We start from the raw sequence: 16,228 nt of genomic DNA, 5'->3' as shown, positions 1-16,228 counted from the left end.
GCCTCAGCATTTTATTATGGTGATCCCCTGGGCGAAATGCGCCTGGTAAGCAGAGTTTTTGAAATGTAAGGCCTTTGAATAAGACAAAAGGCTGCCTCATCGCTAACTTTGCAACAGTGCCCGCTCAGATCGACACCACGACTGCGTCCGGTCGCATGGTGTTCGGAATCTTCGCCACCTTGGCCGAGTTCGAGCGGGATCTGATCCGAGAGCGCACCATGGCGGGTCTCGCCTCCGCGAGAGCGCGCGGTCGCAAGGGCGGACGAAAATTCGCGCTCACCAAAGCTCAGGTGCGTCTCGCGCAAGCCGCCATGGCCCAGCGCGATACTTCAGTTTCCGATCTCTGCAAGGAACTCGGCATCGAGCGCGTCACTCTCTACCGATATGTCGGTCCCAAAGGCGAGCTCAGAGACCATGGAAAGCATGTTCTCGGACTTACGTAGCAACTCGTTTCTTTTCGCAGGTTGAGCCACCTCCGCGCTTCATCAGAAAACTGAAGGAACCTCCATTGAATCGAACTAATATTTTTTTTGGTGAATCGCATTCTGACTGGTTGCCTGTCAGAGGCGGAGAATCTGGTGATTTTGTTTTTCGACGTGGTGACGGGCATGCCTTCGCGAAAATCGCACCTGCTTCCCGCCGCGGTGAGCTCGCTGGAGAGCGTGACCGCCTCATTTGGCTCAAAGGTCGAGGTGTGGCTTGCCCCGAGGTGATCAACTGGCAGGAGGAACAGGAGGGTGCATGCTTGGTGATAACGGCAATTCCGGGAGTACCGGCGGCTGATCTGTCTGGAGCGGATTTGCTCAAAGCGTGGCCGTCAATGGGGCAGCAACTTGGCGCTGTTCACAGCCTATCGGTTGATCAATGTCCGTTTGAGCGCAGGCTGTCGCGAATGTTCGGACGCGCCGTTGATGTGGTGTCCCGCAATGCCGTCAATCCCGACTTCTTACCGGACGAGGACAAGAGTACGCCGCAGCTCGATCTTTTGGCTCGTGTCGAACGAGAGCTACCGGTGCGGCTCGACCAAGAGCGCACCGATATGGTTGTTTGCCATGGTGATCCCTGCATGCCGAACTTCATGGTGGACCCTAAAACTCTTCAATGCACGGGTCTGATCGACCTTGGGCGGCTCGGAACAGCAGATCGCTATGCCGATTTGGCACTCATGATTGCTAACGCCGAAGAGAACTGGGCAGCGCCAGATGAAGCAGAGCGCGCCTTCGCTGTCCTATTCAATGTATTGGGGATCGAAGCCCCCGACCGCGAACGCCTTGCCTTCTATCTGCGATTGGACCCTCTGACTTGGGGTTGATGTTCATGCCGCCTGTTTTTCCTGCTCATTGGCACGTTTCGCAACCTGTTCTCATTGCGGACACCTTTTCCAGCCTCGTTTGGAAAGTTTCATTGCCAGACGGGACTCCTGCAATCGTCAAGGGATTGAAACCTATAGAAGACATTGCTGATGAACTGCGCGGGGCCGACTATCTGGTATGGCGCAATGGGAGGGGAGCAGTCCGGTTGCTCGGTCGTGAGAACAATCTGATGTTGCTCGAATATGCCGGGGAGCGAATGCTCTCTCACATCGTTGCCGAGCACGGCGACTACCAGGCGACCGAAATTGCAGCGGAACTAATGGCGAAGCTGTATGCCGCATCTGAGGAACCCCTGCCTTCTGCCCTTCTCCCGATCCGGGATCGCTTTGCAGCTTTGTTTCAGCGGGCGCGCGATGATCAAAACGCAGGTTGTCAAACTGACTACGTCCACGCGGCGATTATAGCCGATCAAATGATGAGCAATGCCTCGGAACTGCGTGGGCTACATGGCGATCTGCATCATGAAAACATCATGTTCTCCAGTCGCGGCTGGCTGGTGATAGATCCCGTCGGTCTGGTCGGTGAAGTGGGCTTTGGCGCCGCCAATATGTTCTACGATCCGGCTGACAGAGACGACCTTTGTCTCGATCCTAGACGCATTGCACAGATGGCGGACGCATTCTCTCGTGCGCTGGACGTCGATCCGCGTCGCCTGCTCGACCAGGCGTACGCTTATGGGTGCCTTTCCGCAGCTTGGAACGCGGATGGAGAAGAGGAGCAACGCGATCTAGCTATCGCGGCCGCGATCAAGCAGGTGCGACAGACGTCATACTAGATATCAAGCGACTTCTCCTATCCCCTGGGAACACATCAATCTTACCGGAGAATATCGTTGGCCAAAGCCTTAGCGTAGGATTTCGCCCTCTCCCGCAAACGACCCCATCTTTGCGGCGATCGTGGCCGGATAGCCGTCTTCGACAATCAGCCGAGCTAACCGGAGACGGGCACGAGGAGTGAGAAGAGCGTTCGGATGGGTCATCAATTGGCCTCCGCCGCGGTCTTCGTAAGCGCGCGTCTGGTGAGAAGCATGATGACGAGAGCGATCGCTGTCAGCACCGAAGCGACCCAAACCGGCGCGAGCAGCCCCAGCCCGGTCGCGAGCCCGAGCGCACCAAGCACGGGCCCCGCTGCAGCTCCGATATTCAATGCTGCGGTTGCGTACGAACCGCCCATCGTTGGCGCACCCGATGCTGCATACAGCACACGCGTGATCAGAGTACTGCCGACGCCGAACGACAGGAATCCCTGAACGAGGACGAGGACGATAAGCGCAACGGGATGAGATGCGACCACTGCCAACACGATCCAGCCTGTCAGCAATAGCGGTCCGCCGACTGCGAGCACGAGGCCAGGTCGTTGATCTGATAGTCGTCCTGCGATCGTGACGCCAAGGAACGATCCGATGCCGAACATCACCAGCGCGACGGACACCCACGCTTCGGCCAAGCCCGCGGTCTCGGTCACGATGGGTGCCAGGAAGGTGAATGCCGCAAAGGTCCCTCCGTTGATCAGCGCTCCGAGTGCCATGGCCAGGATGAGCCGCGGCGTCGCCAACTGGCTGAGCTCGACACGGAGCCTTGGTGAGGTCGCGCTAGTCTCGCTCCGACCAACATTGTTCGTGACGCCACGAATGACTCCAACGGCCGCGGGAATACAGAGGATGGCGATCGCCCAGAACGTCGTTCGCCAGCCCAGCGCTGTGCCGAGCAGTGCCCCGGCGGGGACGCCCACGACGGTTGCGATCGTCGTGCCGGAGAGCAGGATCGACAGTGCACGCCCCTTCTGGTTCGCTGGCACGAGGGTAGTGGCCGTGCTCAGTGCTACGGCGAGGAATCCTGCGTTTGCGAGAGCGCTGAGCACCCGGGTGATGAGCAGGAGAGAGAACACTGGTGTCATCGCTCCGATGACGTGGCTTCCCGCGAACACGAGAAGGCAAACGATCAATGTGAGCCGCGGTGGCCAACGGCGAGCGAATGCCGCCATCACTGGCGCGCCGACGACCATACCGACTGCGAATGCGGAGGTCAGCAGGCCCGCAGTGCCGACCGAGACGTCAAGTTCGGTCGCGATCGCGGGGAGCAATCCCGCGAGCATGAATTCTGAAGTGCCCATGACGAAGACCGCCAGGGCAAGCATGTAGAGGGCAAAAGGCATCGAGTACTCCGAGGTGTGAGATCAAGAAATGGTTCTTCTTGTCACCACGGCCAGCGCCCCGGGTACGCCAGACATACGCCCACACAGATCGTGGGAGTCGTAACTAGTGGTTCAAGGGGCTGGCGGTGTGACCGACAACCCCTGACCTGTCTGATTCGGGACTCGACATGCCCCAAACTCTAACATGCCTTCAATGGCAAGCGGTCTGGACAGATACTTCTTGAATCGGCACGGTGTCATTACGGGCGGGGGCCAGAACAACGTCCCTGGACATCACAGCTAGAACCTCACGCCGATGGGGCGGCGAACCAATCTCCATGGTCTGCATCGACAACCGCGTAGACGTCAAAATAACCGCCACCGGGGCACAAAGCGCCGCCTACACACTCACCGAAGAAAAGATCTACTACAACAAGAACGACAGCGAACTCAACCCCAGTCGGGGCAACTAAAAACGAAAAATCTCAAGACACCGACCGGAACGATGTCTCGAGACTTCACATGGTGCCCCAGAGTGGATTCGAACCACCGACACCGGCTTTAGGAGAGCCGTGCTCTATCCCCTGAGCTACTGGGGCGGGGTTGCGTGTGCAACTTGGCTAATCATAGCAGTGGGGCAGGAGTGCCCCGAAATGGCTGGGGTGTGGGTTAGCTTTCGGCCAATTCCTTCTGCTTATTGCGCACGGAGGAGGCTGGTGGGTTGGTTTCGTGGGTGCCGTCCGAGTAGAGGACGGTGGGGATGATGCGGTTGCCGTCGTTAACGGATTCGATCCAGGCGTTGATGTCGTCGGTGTTGTCACCCTCGACGTCGACAAGCGCGTACGGGGTTTCGGTGCGGTCCAGGTTCTTGATGAGCTTGGCGCAGAAGGGGCACCAGTCGGCGTAGAAGATGGTGACGTCAGCGGTGGGTTCGGGGGTTTGTACAGTCATTAGGCTGCATCCTTTCGGTCGTAGGTTAAAAAGCGGTACTTGATGGGGAGATCGCTGGCCTCTTGGTCCGGCAGGGCCAGGTGGCCCTTGGCGGAGGTTAGCCAATCGGTGCTGTGGGCGAGGCCGAATTCCTCGGGGATTTCGGGGGCGTAGATGGACTTTTCGCCGTAGGTGCTACCGATATTAACGCCCATGAGCGTGACCTCAATGCGGTCCACCTGGTCCAAGGTGGCGGTGTAGATTTGGCCGCCGCCGATAACCCAGGCGTCGGAAAGCGAGGGCATTTCGGTGAGCACCTGGGCGCCGGCGGACCACTGGCCGGGGGTGCGGGAGGAGAGCACGTAATTCTCCCGGCCGGGAAGGGGGCGGAACTTAGGGTTGAGGGACTCCCAGGTTTTCCGGCCCATGATGACCGGCGCGCCCATGGTCACGTCCTTAAAGTGCTTGAGATCCTCCGGAACGTGCCAGGGCATTTGTTCGCCATCGCCAATGATTCCATCGAGGGACTGTGCCCAGATTGCGCCCAACATTAGACGGACACCTGCGCCTTGATGGTGGGGTGGGGGTCGTAGCCCTCAATCTCAAAATCGGCGAAGTCATAAGAGAACATGTCTTCCGCCTTGTGCAGGTTGAGCTGCGGGTACGGGCGGGGTTCGCGGGAAAGCTGCTCTTTGACCTGCTCCACGTGGTCGTTATAAATATGGCAATCGCCGCCGGTCCAGATGAGCTCGCCCACCTTGAGGCCGGCCTGCTGGGCAAACATGTGGGTCAGCGCCGCGTAAGAGGCGATATTGAAGGGAACACCTAGGAACATATCGGCCGAGCGCTGGTAGACCTGCATGGACAAGGTGCCATCGGCCACGTAGAGCTGGAAGAGCAAGTGGCAGGGCATCAGCGCCATCTTGTCCAGCTCCGCGACGTTCCATGCGGAGACCAAGTTGCGGCGCGAGTCCGGATTATTCTTCAGAGTATCGAGCGCCTGCTGGATCTGGTCAATGTGCTGGCCATCCGGGGTGGGCCAGGAGCGCCACTGCACGCCGTAGACCGGCCCTAGCTCGCCATTGTCATCCGCCCACTCATTCCAGATGCGGACCTTGTTATCCTGCAGGAACTTGATATTGGACTCGCCTTTGAGGAACCACAAAAGCTCGCCCAATACCGCGTGGAAATAGACCTTCTTGGTGGTCAGTAGCGGGAAAGACTCGGCCAGGTTATAGCGCAGCTGCGCACCAAAAATGGAGCGTGTGCCTGTCCCGGTGCGATCGCCTTTGGGCGTGCCTTTGTCGAGAACGCGACGCAGCAGATCCTCGTACGGAGTGGCAATAGCGGCGCTAGAAACGGTGGACGTATCACTCATGGTGCTCCAGTGTAGAGCGTTAGAAAAACATTGGAGTAGTTGGAGCGTTTATTTCCTCTTAGCGCTGGCAGTGGCATTATCGCAGGAGGCTGTTTCGCGTAGCGCTTGTTCTATGGGGGTAGCTTTCCACCGTGCAGTGGCGCCAGTGAGGATGGAGGGGCGCTCCCATAAGTAGGTCATCTCAACCAGCCCACGCAGATCGGTGCTTAAGAGTCCACCGAGCTTGAGCATCCAGGGGTGGATCGTTATCGGGGTGCGGTGGCACCCCGCGCGGTCGGCGAATTCCGCCTGCGTAAGCGCCGGAGCGCACGGTGTTGCGACGATAGGAGCGCTGGTGGGGTCGAGGAGGGCATCGGCAAGAGCGCGGCCGAAATCTGGCAGGTAGGTCACCGAGTGCTTCGCATGTGGGTTGATTAGGGCTAAGGGGAAGTGCTTCCCGATGATCAGCTGGTGGTAGACGCAACCTGGCCCGGAGTCGGGACCAAATAAATCGGCCGCGATGACGGATACGGTGTGGGCGCGAGAGGCGAGACGTGCGTCGATGAGCTGCGCGCGCACGCCGGGCTTTCCATGCCGGGAGTCGGTCAAGGGAGTAGTCGGCGAGACTTCTTCGCGGTTTGGATCAAAGCCATAGGTGGATTCGGGGAACACGATGGGGATGGTGCGTTCCGCAGCGATGTGAAGCGCGGTTTCTTCGGCGGGGATGAGCAGCTTTCGCCATTGCTCGGCGTTATAGGCGGCGTGAATGCAGTGCGCGATGCCGTCGATATTGGCAGGGTAGGACTCTTTACTGGTTGCATCGCCGGTGATGTGCTGGACGCGGGGCCCGAGGTTAATCGTGGTGGCGTGTCGGCTCATGATGAGGCATTCATGGCCCCGGGAGGCGAGTTCACGGGCAACTACGCGGCCGACGGGGCCCGCTCCGGTGATGAGATATTTCATTTCCAAGATTCCTGTTCAATTTAGTGACTGATGCTCTCTCAAGGTATAGGAAGCCTCCTACGAAGACAAGAGCAGTGCTCTCATTTGTGAGTTGCTATAGTTTATTCATGGCACAAACCCCACGAGAGCGCGCCCGCGAAGAGACGATGACCCGCATCATCGAATTGGGGCGGAAGCAGCTCGCAAACGGTGGCGTGGAGGCGCTGAACCTGAGGGCCATAGCCCGCGAGCTAGGGATAGTCTCTTCCGGTATTTATCGCTACGTCCCCGATAGGGCGCAACTGATTACGTTGCTTATCGTCGATGCCTTTGATGGGCTCGATAATGCCGTGGCGCAGCGTGACGACGCACGAGCCCAACCACGCGAGAGATTCGTGGAAGTGGTGACCGCTATGCGGCGGTGGGCCCTGGATTTTCCGCAACGTTGGGGCCTGATTTATGGCACGCCGATCGTGGGCTACCGAGCCCCGGCTGCAGAGACTGTTGTAGCTGGGACGAAAGTGAGCCGCCGGATAGCTGCTCTGCTGGAAGGAGCCTCCAGTGCGCCGCTGAGGCGTCGTTCGCCACAGTTTGCTGCGGATCTGGCAGCCGCCGCGCAGGACATCGGCGCAGAGCTCACCGAGGATGCGATGGAAATGGCGCTGGAGGCTTGGACGAGGATTATTGGGCTGATCAACGCCGAGGTCTTTGGCTATCTCGGCCGGGATACCCTTAGCGATTACGACGAGTTTCACACAAGGGCAGTATCGCGCCTGGCTACCGATTTAGGTCTTTAAAATCCGCCGTGCTCCTCGGCAAAGGCCTGGGCATGCTCCAAGATTTCATCCTTGAGCTCGGGGCGGCAGATGAGGATATCCGGGATGAAGGTGTCCTCATTATTGAAGCGGATTTCGGAGCCATCGAGGCGGCAGCAGTGCAGGCCGGAGGCTCGGGCGACGCCCACCGGGGCGGCCTGATCCCACTCGTACTGGCCGCCGGCGTGGATATAACCGTCAAAATCACCGAGCAGCACGTGCATGGCCTTAGCACCCGCGGAGCCGACGCCTACGGTTTCATAGCCCATCTTTTCCGCAATGTAGCTAGCTACCTTGGGCGGGCGGTTGCGGGAGATCACGAACTTCTTGGACAGCGGGCCGGTGACCGCGCGTACGTCCGAGGATTTGAAGGTTACGCCCTTGTCCGGCAGGCCCACCGCCGCGTGGATGGGAGTGCCATTTTCTACGAGGGCAATGTGCACTGCCCAGTCCTGGCGGCCGGTGGCGAATTCCTTGGTGCCGTCGAGCGGGTCCACGATCCATACGCGGTCCTTCTTCAAGCGGGCAAGGTCATCGGCGGCTTCCTCAGAGAGCATGCCGTCCTGGGGACGGTGCTGCTCGAGGACGCGGGCGATCCATTCTTGGGCGGCCTCATCGCCGGCGTCGCCAAGCGAAAGGCCCCGCAGCAGGCCCCCGTTGCGCACACCCTTAAGGATCTCACCGCAGCCCTGGGCGAGGGAATTGGTCAGGCGGGAATCAGAAATCTCGACGGTCATGGTGCCCACATTACAACGCGGACTAGAGTGTGGGCATGCCAGAAAACATCCTCGACCGCTTCCGGCCCCAAGTAGCGCAGTGGTTTCGGGATGTATTTGCCGCCCCCACTGCCGTGCAGGCGCAGGCCTGGGAGAAGATTTCCCGCGGCGAGCACGCCCTCGTAGTCGCCCCTACCGGCTCCGGTAAGACGCTCGCCGCGTTCTTGTGGGCGCTGAATAATTTGGTCGAGCGCGAAGGCCAGCTGGCGCTGCCGGTGGGCTCAGGGACTGCTGGATCCGCCGCCGGGGTGAAGGTGCTGTATATCTCGCCGCTCAAGGCGCTGGGCGTGGACGTGGAAAATAACCTGCGCGCCCCGCTGACCGGTATTGCGCGCACCGCGGAGAACCTAGGGCTGGACGTGCCGGATATATCGGTAGGCGTGCGCTCGGGCGATACGCCGTCTGCTGAGCGTGCGCGGCAGGTGCGCAAGCCGCCGGATATCTTGATCACCACCCCGGAGTCGGCCTATCTGATGCTGACCTCCAAGGCGGCGGGGATTTTGAAGACGGTGGATACCGTCATTATCGATGAGATCCACGCCTTGGCCGGCACCAAGCGTGGCGTGCACCTAGCGCTGACCTTGGAGCGCCTGCAGCAGGTGGCGGGGGACTTCCAGCGCATCGGTCTTTCCGCCACCGTGCGGCCGCTGTCTGCGGTATCGAATTTCTTGGGTGGCAACCGGCCGGTAGAGATCGTGGCCCCAGCCGCGGAAAAGAAGTGGCAGCTGGACGTGCACGTGCCCGTGGAGGATATGTCCGATCTCCCCACGCCGGAGCAGGGCTCCACCATCGGGGAGATGACCGTGGATGATGCCATCGGGATTAGCGCGCCTTCCGTGGATGAATCCGCGCTGCCCACGGCCAAGTCCATCTGGCCGTATATAGAGGATGACCTCTATGCGGAGATCATGGCGCACCGCTCCACGTTGGTATTTGTCAATTCCCGCCGCACCGCCGAGCGGCTGACCAGCCGGCTCAATGAGCTCTATGCGGCCGAACACGATCCGGAATCGCTCTCGCCGGAGACCCGCCGCGACCCAGCCCAACTGATGAAGCAGGTCGACGTCGCCGGCAAGGCCCCAGCCGTCATCGCCCGCGCCCACCACGGCTCGGTATCCAAGGACGAGCGCGCCATGACCGAGACGATGCTGAAAGAGGGCACGCTCAAGGCCGTGGTGGCCACGAGCTCGCTGGAGCTGGGCATCGATATGGGTGCAGTGGAGCTGGTGGTGCAGGTGGAATCGCCGCCCTCCGTGGCCTCCGGCCTGCAGCGAGTTGGCCGCGCCGGGCACTTTGTGGGCGCGGTTTCTCACGGCTCCTTTTACCCCAAGCACCGCGCGGATCTGGTGCAGTCCACGCTGACGGTAGCGCGCATGCGCGCCGGGCTCATTGAAGAGATGCATACCCCGCGCAACCCGTTGGACGTGCTGGCGCAGCAGACGGTGGCGGCCGTGGCCGCGGCCGGGGACGATGGGCTCGATGCCGATGGGTGGTACGAGATGGTCCGCCGGGCCTGGCCTTACCGCGATCTGGCGCGCGAAGTCTATGACTCCGTGCTGGACTTGGTCAGCGGCGTGTACCCGTCCACGGATTTTGCCGAGCTCAAGCCCCGCGTGGTCTATGACCGCGTGACGGGAGTGATGACTGCGCGGCCTGGCGCCCAGCGCGTGGCCGTGACCAGCGGTGGCACGATTCCGGATAGGGGCATGTTCGGAGTATTCCTCTATACCGGCTCGGGCGAGGGCTCCGGTGGCGCTCCGCGCCGGGTGGGCGAGCTGGATGAGGAGATGGTTTATGAGTCCCGGGTGGGCGATGTGTTCACCTTGGGCGCTACCAGTTGGCGCATCGAAGACATCACGCGCGACCAGGTATTGGTCACGCCCGCGCCGGGGCATACCGGGCGCCTGCCATTTTGGAATGGCGATGGCGCGGGCCGCCCCTATGAGTTGGGCAAGGCGCTAGGTGAGTATCGCCGCGAGGTCTTTTCCTCGCCGGAGATCATTGCGGATGCCGATGATAATGCGCGCTCCAATATCGTGGCCTATCTGCAGGAGCAGAACGAGGCCACTGGTGTCATCCCGGATGAAAAGACTTTGGTGCTCGAGCGCTTCCGCGATGAGTTGGGCGATTGGCGCGTGGTACTGCATACTCCGTTTGGCCGGCCGGTCAACTCCGCGTGGGTGTTGGCGGTGGGGGCCAGGGTAGGCGAGCGCACCGGCATGGATCCGCAGGCCGTGGCCGGCGATGACGGCATCGTGCTGCGCCTGCCGGAGGCAGAATCCGAGCCCGATGGATCCATCTTTGACTTCGACGCCGATGAGATCGCCGATATCGTGGCCGAGCAAGTGGGCAATTCCGCGCTCTTTGCCTCCCGTTTCCGCGAGTGCGCGGCGCGTGCGTTGTTATTGCCTCGGCGCAATCCAGGCAAGCGCGCGCCGCTGTGGCAGCAGCGCCAGCGCGCCGAGCAGCTTTTGGACGTTGCCCGCAAGTACCCGTCCTTTCCCATCATCTTGGAGACGGTGCGCGAGTGCGTGCAGGACGTCTACGATGTTCCTGCGCTCACGGAGGTCATGCGGGAGCTGGGCCACCGCCGCATCCGCATCGCGGAGGTCACCACCGAGCAGCCTTCGCCTTTCGCCTCCTCGCTGCTGTTTAACTACACAGGCGCGTTTATGTACGAGGGCGATTCCCCGCTGGCGGAAAAGCGCGCGGCCGCCTTGGCCCTCGACCCAGCGCTTTTGGCCAAGCTGCTCGGCACGGTAGAGCTGCGCGAGCTGCTCGATCCGGAGATCATCGCCGAGGTCCACGCCCAGCTCCAACGCACCGATCCCTCGCGCCGGGCACGCACCACCGAAGAGGTGGCGGACGTGCTGCGCGTGCTCGGTCCGATTCCCGTGGACGAGCTGGGCGAGCACACCGACGTTCCTCTCTCCGCCCTGGACCAGCTGGGCACCCGGATTATGCGCGTGCGCATTGGCGGCCGCGAGCACCTAGCCCAAGCGCAGGATGCACCCCTGCTTCGCGACGCCCTGGGCATCCCCATCCCTCCCGGCATCCCCGCCCAAGTGGCCACCATTTCCGATGCCCTGCCACAGCTGGTCTCGCGCTGGGCGCGCACCCGCGGTCCGTTTGTGCTGCGCGATCTCACCGAGGCCTTCGGCATTTCGGTCTCCGCCGCGCACACCGTCCTCGGCGCGCTCGATGGGGTGGTAGAAGGCCGCTACCGCCAGGGAGTGGAGGAGCAGGAGTATTGCGCCGCCGCGGTGCTGAAGACGATTCGTTCGCGCTCGCTCGCCGCAGCTAGGGCGGCCACCGAGCCGGTCTCGGGCGCTACCTTCGCCCGCTTCTTGCCGGAGTGGCATAGCATCGCCCCGGCCGGAAAGCGCCCCGCGCTGCGCGGGGCGGATGGCGTCTTTTCCGTCATCGAGCAGCTCGCCGGGGTGCGCCTGCCCGCCTCCGCGTGGGAATCGCTCATCCTGCCCGCCCGCGTGGGCGATTATTCGCCCACCATGCTCGATGAGCTCACCTCCAATGGCGAGGTGCTCATCCTAGGCGCCGGCAAGGCCGGTGCGGCCGACCCCTGGATCATGCTGCTGCCCTCGGACTATGCCGCCCAACTCGCCCCGGAAACCGATGCCGAGGGGGTCAGCTTGCTGCAGCGCGCCATCCTCGACGTCCTCGGCCGCGGCGGTGGCTTCCTCTTTGCCGATATCGCCGCCGAGGCCCCCGGCACCACCGAGGAGACCCGCGAGGCCCTCTGGGGGTTAGTGGAGATGGGCCTGGTAAGCCCCGATTCCTTCGCGCCGATCCGCACCCGGCTGTCATCCGGCGGCTCGCGCTCAGGCCGCACCGCGCACCGCTCGAAGCGCCGGCCTACCCGCTCCCGCCTGCGCATGGGGCGCACCTCCTTCGCCCAAGCGCAGAACGCCGCGGGCGCCGGGACCCCGCCCGATGTCATGGGCCGGTGGTCGCTCGCCGTCCCTGCCGCCACCGATGCCACTTCCCGCTCCGTCGCCCACGGCGAGGCCTGGCTCGACCGCTACGGCGTGCTCACCCGCGGCTCCGTCGTGGCCGAGGACGTGCTCGGCGGTTTCGCGCTGGCCTATAAGGTGCTCTCCGGCTTCGAGGAATCCGGCAAGGCCATGCGCGGCTACGTCATCGATGGGCTGGGCGCCGCCCAATTTTCCACGCCCGCCATCATCGACCGCTTGCGTGGGCTGGCCGATTCCCCGGACGTGACCGGCTGGCCCTCTGGCACCACCGAGCCCGAGACTTATGTCCTCGCCGCCTGCGACCCTGCTAATCCCTACGGCGCGGCCCTGCCCTGGCCGCAGCGCGACGACGCCGACGGCAAGGCCACCGGCGGCCCCACCCGTTCGGCCGGTGCGCTGGTGGTGCTTATCGACGGCCTGCCCATCGCCCACCTCACCCGCGGCGGCAAAACCCTCACCACCTTTATCGAATCGCTGCCCGATGGCATCGACCCGGCTGAGGTCTATCCCCGCTTGGTCTCTGCGCTCACGGACATGGTGGCAAGGGGAGTGTTGTCCCCGTTGGTCGTCGAAAAGTGCAATGGCAGCCCCATCCACAAAACCGATGTGGCGGCCCACCTGCGCGACGCCGGCGCCGGGATTACGCCGAAGGGCGTGCGCATCTCCGCTCGCGCCGCCGCTCCCCGCACCCCGCGGGCAGGCCGCCGGGCCGCCGATGCCATCGAAGAACTCAGCTTTGATGATCCTCCGCCCGCTCCGCGCAATAATGGTGGTTTCCACCCGCGCGGCGGGTACCGCCGCTAAAGATCCACAGGAGGTGTTATGCCCGAAGGCGATTCCGTCCTGCAGCTATCCAACCGCCTGCAGTTTATGGCCGGCCGCGAGGTCACCGGCTGTTCCGTGCGCGTGCCGCGCTACGCCACCGTTCACCTCGACGGCATGGTGTGCGAGCGCGTCTGGCCCTACGGCAAGCACCTGTTCATGCAATTCGACCAGACCATCGTGCACACCCACCTCAAGATGGAGGGCACCTGGGCCATCCACTACGCAGGCGATCGCTGGCGCAAGCCTGGGCATACCGCCCGCATCGTACTGCAGCTGGCCAACTCCCCGCGCGATATCGAGGTCGTCGGCCACCAGCTAGGCTTCGTGGACATCTATCCCGCCGACCACTACCACCAGCGCATCGCGCACCTCGGTCCGGATATCCTCGACCCCCACTGGGACCGCGAGGAAGCCCTGCGCCGGCTCAACTCCCGGCCGCAGCGCGCCATCGGCGCGGCATTGCTCGATCAGAAGGTCGTTGCAGGCATCGGCAATGAATACCGCGCCGAGGCTTGTTTCCTCGCCGGCGTGCATCCCGCCACTCCAGTAGCCGAGGTCGATACCGCCCGCATCCTCGATATTTCCCGGCGCATCATGTGGGCTAACCGCACCTCCCCGGTGCGCGTGACCACCGGTGTGCGCCGCGCCGGGGAGACCACCTATGTCTTCGGCCGCAATCGCAAGCGCTGCCGCCGCTGCGGCACGTTCATTACCAAGGGCGCGCTCGGCGGTGTGGACTTGGGCGGCGACGAAGGCGAACTCGAGCGCATCATCTGGTGGTGCCCGCATTGCCAGCCGCTTCACCGCTCGGCGTAGGCCGCTAGGGTGGGGGCTATGCGTACCCTTCTCAATATCATTTGGTTCATCACCGGCGGGTTCCTCCTAGCCTTGGCCTACTTCCTCTTTGGCATTATCGCCTGCATCTTTATCGTCACCATTCCAGCGGGCGTGGCGTCGTTCCGCATGGCTAATTTCGCCCTGTGGCCATTCGGCCGCTCGGTGGTGCAGCCGGTAAAGGGGAGTGGCTCCATGTCCACCTTCTCCAACGTCGTCTGGTTCGTGGTCGCCGGCCTGTGGCTGGCCATTGGCCACGTCACCACCGCGGCGGCACAGGTAGTGACCATCGTGGGCATCCCGGCAGCCCTGGCCAACCTGAAGATGATCCCGGTTACCTGCTTCCCGTTCGGCCGCAAGATTGTGGACTCTGACCACATCCCATTCGGTTGGGAGCCGATGGTCAAGCTCTAAACCACATTCCGCTGACAAAACAAGCACGTTTCGCCCGATTTCGCGCTGATTTTGGGCGGAACGTGCTTGTTTTACATAGCCGTGTGGCAAGCGAGGCCAAAAAGCGGCCGCGTTATCCGCTCCGCCGAGTGGGTGGGAGGGGATAACGCGGCTAAAAGTGAGCCTTTAGCGGTTGGAGCGGTACCAACCGATGAGCTCATCGGTGGACTGGTCGCCGGAGTCGGCGGCCGCAGCGCCGGAGACGGCTGGGGCCAAGTCATTGGCCTGCTGCTTGCCCAGCTCCACGCCCCACTGGTCAAAGGAGTTGATATCCCAGATGACGCCCTGGGTGAACACGATGTGCTCGTAGAGGGCGATGAGCGCGCCGAGCACGGCGGGGGTCAGCTCCTCAGCCAGGATGGTGGTGGTCGGGCGGTTGCCCGGCATGACCTTGTGCGGCACGACGGCCTCGTCAACGCCCTCGGCCGCGATTTCCTCAGCGGTCTTGCCAAAGGCCAGCACCTTGGTCTGCGCAAAGAAGTTGCCCATGAGCAGATCATGCATGGACCCGGAGCCATCGGCGGTGGGGAAGTCCTGCTTCGGGCGGGCGAACCCAATAAAGTCCGCCGGGATGAGGCGAGTGCCTTGGTGCATGAGCTGGAAGAAGGCGTGTTGGCCATTGGTGCCCGGCTCCCCCCAGTAGATTTCGCCGGTGGACGGGGCGGTGACCGCGGTGCCGTCGCGGCGCACGGACTTGCCATTAGATTCCATGGTCAGCTGCTGCAGGTAGGCCGGGAAACGGCCGAGGTCCTGCGAATAGGGCAGCACGGCGTGAGTCTGGGCGCCGAAGAAGTTGGTGTACCAGACGCCAAGGAGGCCCATGAGCGCGGGGATGTTTTCTTCCAGCGGTGCGGTGCGGAAGTGCTCGTCCATGGCATGGAAGCCCTCGAGGAAGCGCATGAAGTCCATCGGGCCGATGGTGCACATGAGGGACAAGCCGATGGCGCAATCCACAGAGTAGCGGCCGCCGACCCAGTTCCAGAATGGGAACATGTTCTCGGTATCGATGCCGAACTCGGCTACCTTCTCCGCATTGGTGGACACGGCGACGAAGTGCTTGGCCACGGCGGATTCATCACCATCGAATTGCTCGATGAGCCAGCGGCGCGCAGCGTGCGCATTGGTCAGCGTCTCCTGAGTGGTAAACGTCTTGGAGGCGATGATGAATAGGGTGGATTCTGCATCCAGGCCATCGAGCGTGGCGGCCATATCGGCCGGGTCAACGTTGGAGACGAACTCAGCGGAGATGCCAGCGACCTCATAGGAACGCAGTGCCTTGGCCGCCATGGCCGGACCAAGGTCGGAGCCGCCGATGCCGATGTTGACCACCTTTTTGATGGTGTGGCCGGTGTGCCCCAGCCAAGCGCCGGAGCGCAGCGCGGTGGCAAAATCACGCATGCGGCCCAAGACCTCGTGGACATCGGCGGCAACGTCCTGGCCATCGACGCTCAAGTCATCTTCGGCCGGGATGCGCAGCGCGGTATGCAGCACGGCGCGGTCCTCGGTGTTATTGATGCGCTCGCCGGCGAACATGGCATCGCGGCGGGCCTCAAGGTCGGCGGCCTTGGCTACCTCAACCAGCTGCTTGACGATGTCCCCGTCGATCAGGTTCTTCGACAGATCGACGTGCAAACCGGCGGCGTCGAAGGTGAAGTTGCGGGCGCGGTCTGCATCGGCGGCAAAAAGCTCGCGGAGGTTGAGGTCCCTTTTATCCTCATATACCTTCGCGAGCTCGCTCCACTGGGCAGATGCGGTGATATCCATGGTGGTAGGCCTTTCTGGCAACTAGCGCATTGGC

The 16,228-nt window shown here is 62.5% G+C and carries 15 protein-coding genes, 1 tRNA gene and 1 pseudogene; 7 read left to right on the top strand and 10 right to left on the bottom strand.

The features are described 5' to 3' along the window. Positions 1 to 74 precede the first annotated feature (74 nt). The 3 genes from MHY08_RS04765 to MHY08_RS04755 all read left to right on the top strand — a co-directional run bounded on the left by MHY08_RS04765 (position 75) and on the right by MHY08_RS04755 (position 2,148). A complete protein-coding gene (locus MHY08_RS04765; protein ID WP_012360778.1) occupies positions 75 to 443 on the top strand; it encodes a recombinase family protein in 369 nt (122 codons plus the stop codon). Positions 444 to 508: 65 nt separating this feature from the next. Further along, positions 509 to 1,312, top strand: a complete 804-nt coding sequence (gene aph(3'')-Ib / locus MHY08_RS04760; RefSeq protein ID WP_001082319.1) for an aminoglycoside O-phosphotransferase APH(3'')-Ib — start codon at positions 509 to 511, stop codon at positions 1,310 to 1,312. Beyond that, positions 1,312 to 2,148 carry an aminoglycoside O-phosphotransferase APH(6)-Id gene (locus tag MHY08_RS04755; protein WP_000480968.1) on the top strand — a complete coding sequence of 279 codons (837 nt, stop codon included), beginning with the start codon at positions 1,312 to 1,314 and terminating at the stop codon, positions 2,146 to 2,148. The genes aph(3'')-Ib and MHY08_RS04755 overlap by 1 nt, the downstream gene beginning before the upstream one ends. Before the next feature lie 105 nt (positions 2,149 to 2,253). Here the strand turns inward: MHY08_RS04755 and MHY08_RS04750 are convergent. The 8 genes and pseudogenes from MHY08_RS04750 to MHY08_RS04715 all read right to left on the bottom strand — a co-directional run. Beyond that, positions 2,254 to 2,352, bottom strand: a pseudogene (locus MHY08_RS04750) (IS481 family transposase); the annotation flags it as partial. Then, positions 2,352 to 3,527, bottom strand: a complete 1,176-nt coding sequence (cmx, locus tag MHY08_RS04745; RefSeq protein WP_005297378.1) for a chloramphenicol efflux MFS transporter Cmx — start codon at positions 3,525 to 3,527, stop codon at positions 2,352 to 2,354. The pseudogene MHY08_RS04750 and the gene cmx, both read right to left, overlap by 1 nt. A 21-nt stretch (positions 3,528 to 3,548) precedes the next feature. Next, the gene (locus MHY08_RS11740; protein ID WP_011113070.1) at positions 3,549 to 3,602 is read right to left on the bottom strand and encodes a chloramphenicol resistance leader peptide; all 54 of its coding nucleotides are present in this window, start codon (positions 3,600 to 3,602) and stop codon (positions 3,549 to 3,551) included. Between the two features lie 427 nt (positions 3,603 to 4,029). After that, a tRNA-Arg gene (locus MHY08_RS04735) sits at positions 4,030 to 4,105 on the bottom strand. A 70-nt stretch (positions 4,106 to 4,175) separates the two neighbouring features. After that, positions 4,176 to 4,457: a glutaredoxin domain-containing protein gene (locus MHY08_RS04730; RefSeq protein ID WP_005323831.1), complete on the bottom strand. Its 282-nt coding sequence runs from the start codon at positions 4,455 to 4,457 to the stop codon at positions 4,176 to 4,178. Then, positions 4,457 to 4,987: a dihydrofolate reductase gene (locus MHY08_RS04725; RefSeq protein WP_005323829.1), complete on the bottom strand. Its 531-nt coding sequence runs from the start codon at positions 4,985 to 4,987 to the stop codon at positions 4,457 to 4,459. Before MHY08_RS04725 ends, MHY08_RS04730 begins: the two co-directional genes overlap by 1 nt. Further along, entirely contained in the window at positions 4,987 to 5,814 is an 828-nt protein-coding gene (locus MHY08_RS04720; protein ID WP_005323827.1) for a thymidylate synthase, read from the bottom strand. Before MHY08_RS04720 ends, MHY08_RS04725 begins: the two co-directional genes overlap by 1 nt. A 48-nt stretch (positions 5,815 to 5,862) precedes the next feature. Beyond that, positions 5,863 to 6,756: an NAD-dependent epimerase/dehydratase family protein gene (locus tag MHY08_RS04715; protein WP_005323822.1), complete on the bottom strand. Its 894-nt coding sequence runs from the start codon at positions 6,754 to 6,756 to the stop codon at positions 5,863 to 5,865. A 107-nt stretch (positions 6,757 to 6,863) separates the two neighbouring features. On the opposite strand from MHY08_RS04715, the gene MHY08_RS04710 reads away from it, so the two are divergent. Continuing rightward, complete coding sequence (locus tag MHY08_RS04710; protein WP_005323820.1) at positions 6,864 to 7,532, top strand: TetR/AcrR family transcriptional regulator; 669 nt, start codon at positions 6,864 to 6,866, stop codon at positions 7,530 to 7,532. On the opposite strand, the gene MHY08_RS04705 is transcribed toward MHY08_RS04710, so the two are convergent. Beyond that, the gene (locus MHY08_RS04705; protein WP_204609822.1) at positions 7,529 to 8,287 is read right to left on the bottom strand and encodes a 3'(2'),5'-bisphosphate nucleotidase CysQ; all 759 of its coding nucleotides are present in this window, start codon (positions 8,285 to 8,287) and stop codon (positions 7,529 to 7,531) included. The two genes, MHY08_RS04710 and MHY08_RS04705, sit on opposite strands and share 4 nt — an antisense overlap. A 35-nt stretch (positions 8,288 to 8,322) precedes the next feature. Here MHY08_RS04705 and MHY08_RS04700 point away from each other — a divergent pair, with 35 nt between their 5' ends. From MHY08_RS04700 to MHY08_RS04690, 3 genes are read left to right on the top strand one after another with little or no spacing between them, the layout of a single operon-like run. Then, on the top strand, positions 8,323 to 13,122 hold the full coding sequence (locus tag MHY08_RS04700; protein ID WP_239194194.1) for an ATP-dependent helicase: 4,800 nt from the start codon (positions 8,323 to 8,325) through the stop codon (positions 13,120 to 13,122). 18 nt (positions 13,123 to 13,140) lie between these two features. Continuing rightward, positions 13,141 to 13,959, top strand: a complete 819-nt coding sequence (locus MHY08_RS04695; protein ID WP_239194196.1) for a DNA-formamidopyrimidine glycosylase family protein — start codon at positions 13,141 to 13,143, stop codon at positions 13,957 to 13,959. 18 nt (positions 13,960 to 13,977) lie between these two features. Further along, complete coding sequence (locus MHY08_RS04690; protein ID WP_239194198.1) at positions 13,978 to 14,391, top strand: YccF domain-containing protein; 414 nt, start codon at positions 13,978 to 13,980, stop codon at positions 14,389 to 14,391. Between the two features lie 165 nt (positions 14,392 to 14,556). On the opposite strand, the gene pgi is transcribed toward MHY08_RS04690, so the two are convergent. Beyond that, the gene (pgi, locus tag MHY08_RS04685) at positions 14,557 to 16,194 is read right to left on the bottom strand and encodes a glucose-6-phosphate isomerase (protein ID WP_239235572.1); all 1,638 of its coding nucleotides are present in this window, start codon (positions 16,192 to 16,194) and stop codon (positions 14,557 to 14,559) included. Positions 16,195 to 16,228 lie beyond the last annotated feature (34 nt).

Origin of the sequence: Corynebacterium sp. ACRPJ (assembly GCF_022347345.1) — a bacterium.
Lineage (GTDB): Bacteria > Actinomycetota > Actinomycetes > Mycobacteriales > Mycobacteriaceae > Corynebacterium > Corynebacterium tuberculostearicum_D.
Note: the sequence above shows the minus strand (reverse complement) of the source record. Positions and strands in the feature narration are given on the sequence as shown.

Bases quoted from the DNA above. Each gene is read 5' to 3' on its own strand.
- MHY08_RS04715 (WP_005323822.1), bottom strand. From the start codon at position 6,756: ATGAAATATCTCATCACCGGAGCGGGCCCCGTCGGCCGCGTAGTTGCC.
- MHY08_RS04710 (WP_005323820.1), top strand. From the start codon at position 6,864: ATGGCACAAACCCCACGAGAGCGCGCCCGCGAAGAGACGATGACCCGC.
- MHY08_RS04725 (WP_005323829.1), bottom strand. From the start codon at position 4,987: ATGTTGGGCGCAATCTGGGCACAGTCCCTCGATGGAATCATTGGCGAT.
- MHY08_RS04730 (WP_005323831.1), bottom strand. From the start codon at position 4,457: ATGACTGTACAAACCCCCGAACCCACCGCTGACGTCACCATCTTCTAC.
- MHY08_RS04755 (WP_000480968.1), top strand. From the start codon at position 1,312: ATGTTCATGCCGCCTGTTTTTCCTGCTCATTGGCACGTTTCGCAACCT.
- MHY08_RS04705 (WP_204609822.1), bottom strand. From the start codon at position 8,287: ATGACCGTCGAGATTTCTGATTCCCGCCTGACCAATTCCCTCGCCCAG.
- MHY08_RS04720 (WP_005323827.1), bottom strand. From the start codon at position 5,814: ATGAGTGATACGTCCACCGTTTCTAGCGCCGCTATTGCCACTCCGTAC.
- pgi (WP_239235572.1), bottom strand. From the start codon at position 16,194: ATGGATATCACCGCATCTGCCCAGTGGAGCGAGCTCGCGAAGGTATAT.
- cmx (WP_005297378.1), bottom strand. From the start codon at position 3,527: ATGCCTTTTGCCCTCTACATGCTTGCCCTGGCGGTCTTCGTCATGGGC.
- MHY08_RS04700 (WP_239194194.1), top strand. From the start codon at position 8,323: ATGCCAGAAAACATCCTCGACCGCTTCCGGCCCCAAGTAGCGCAGTGG.
- MHY08_RS04690 (WP_239194198.1), top strand. From the start codon at position 13,978: ATGCGTACCCTTCTCAATATCATTTGGTTCATCACCGGCGGGTTCCTC.
- MHY08_RS04695 (WP_239194196.1), top strand. From the start codon at position 13,141: ATGCCCGAAGGCGATTCCGTCCTGCAGCTATCCAACCGCCTGCAGTTT.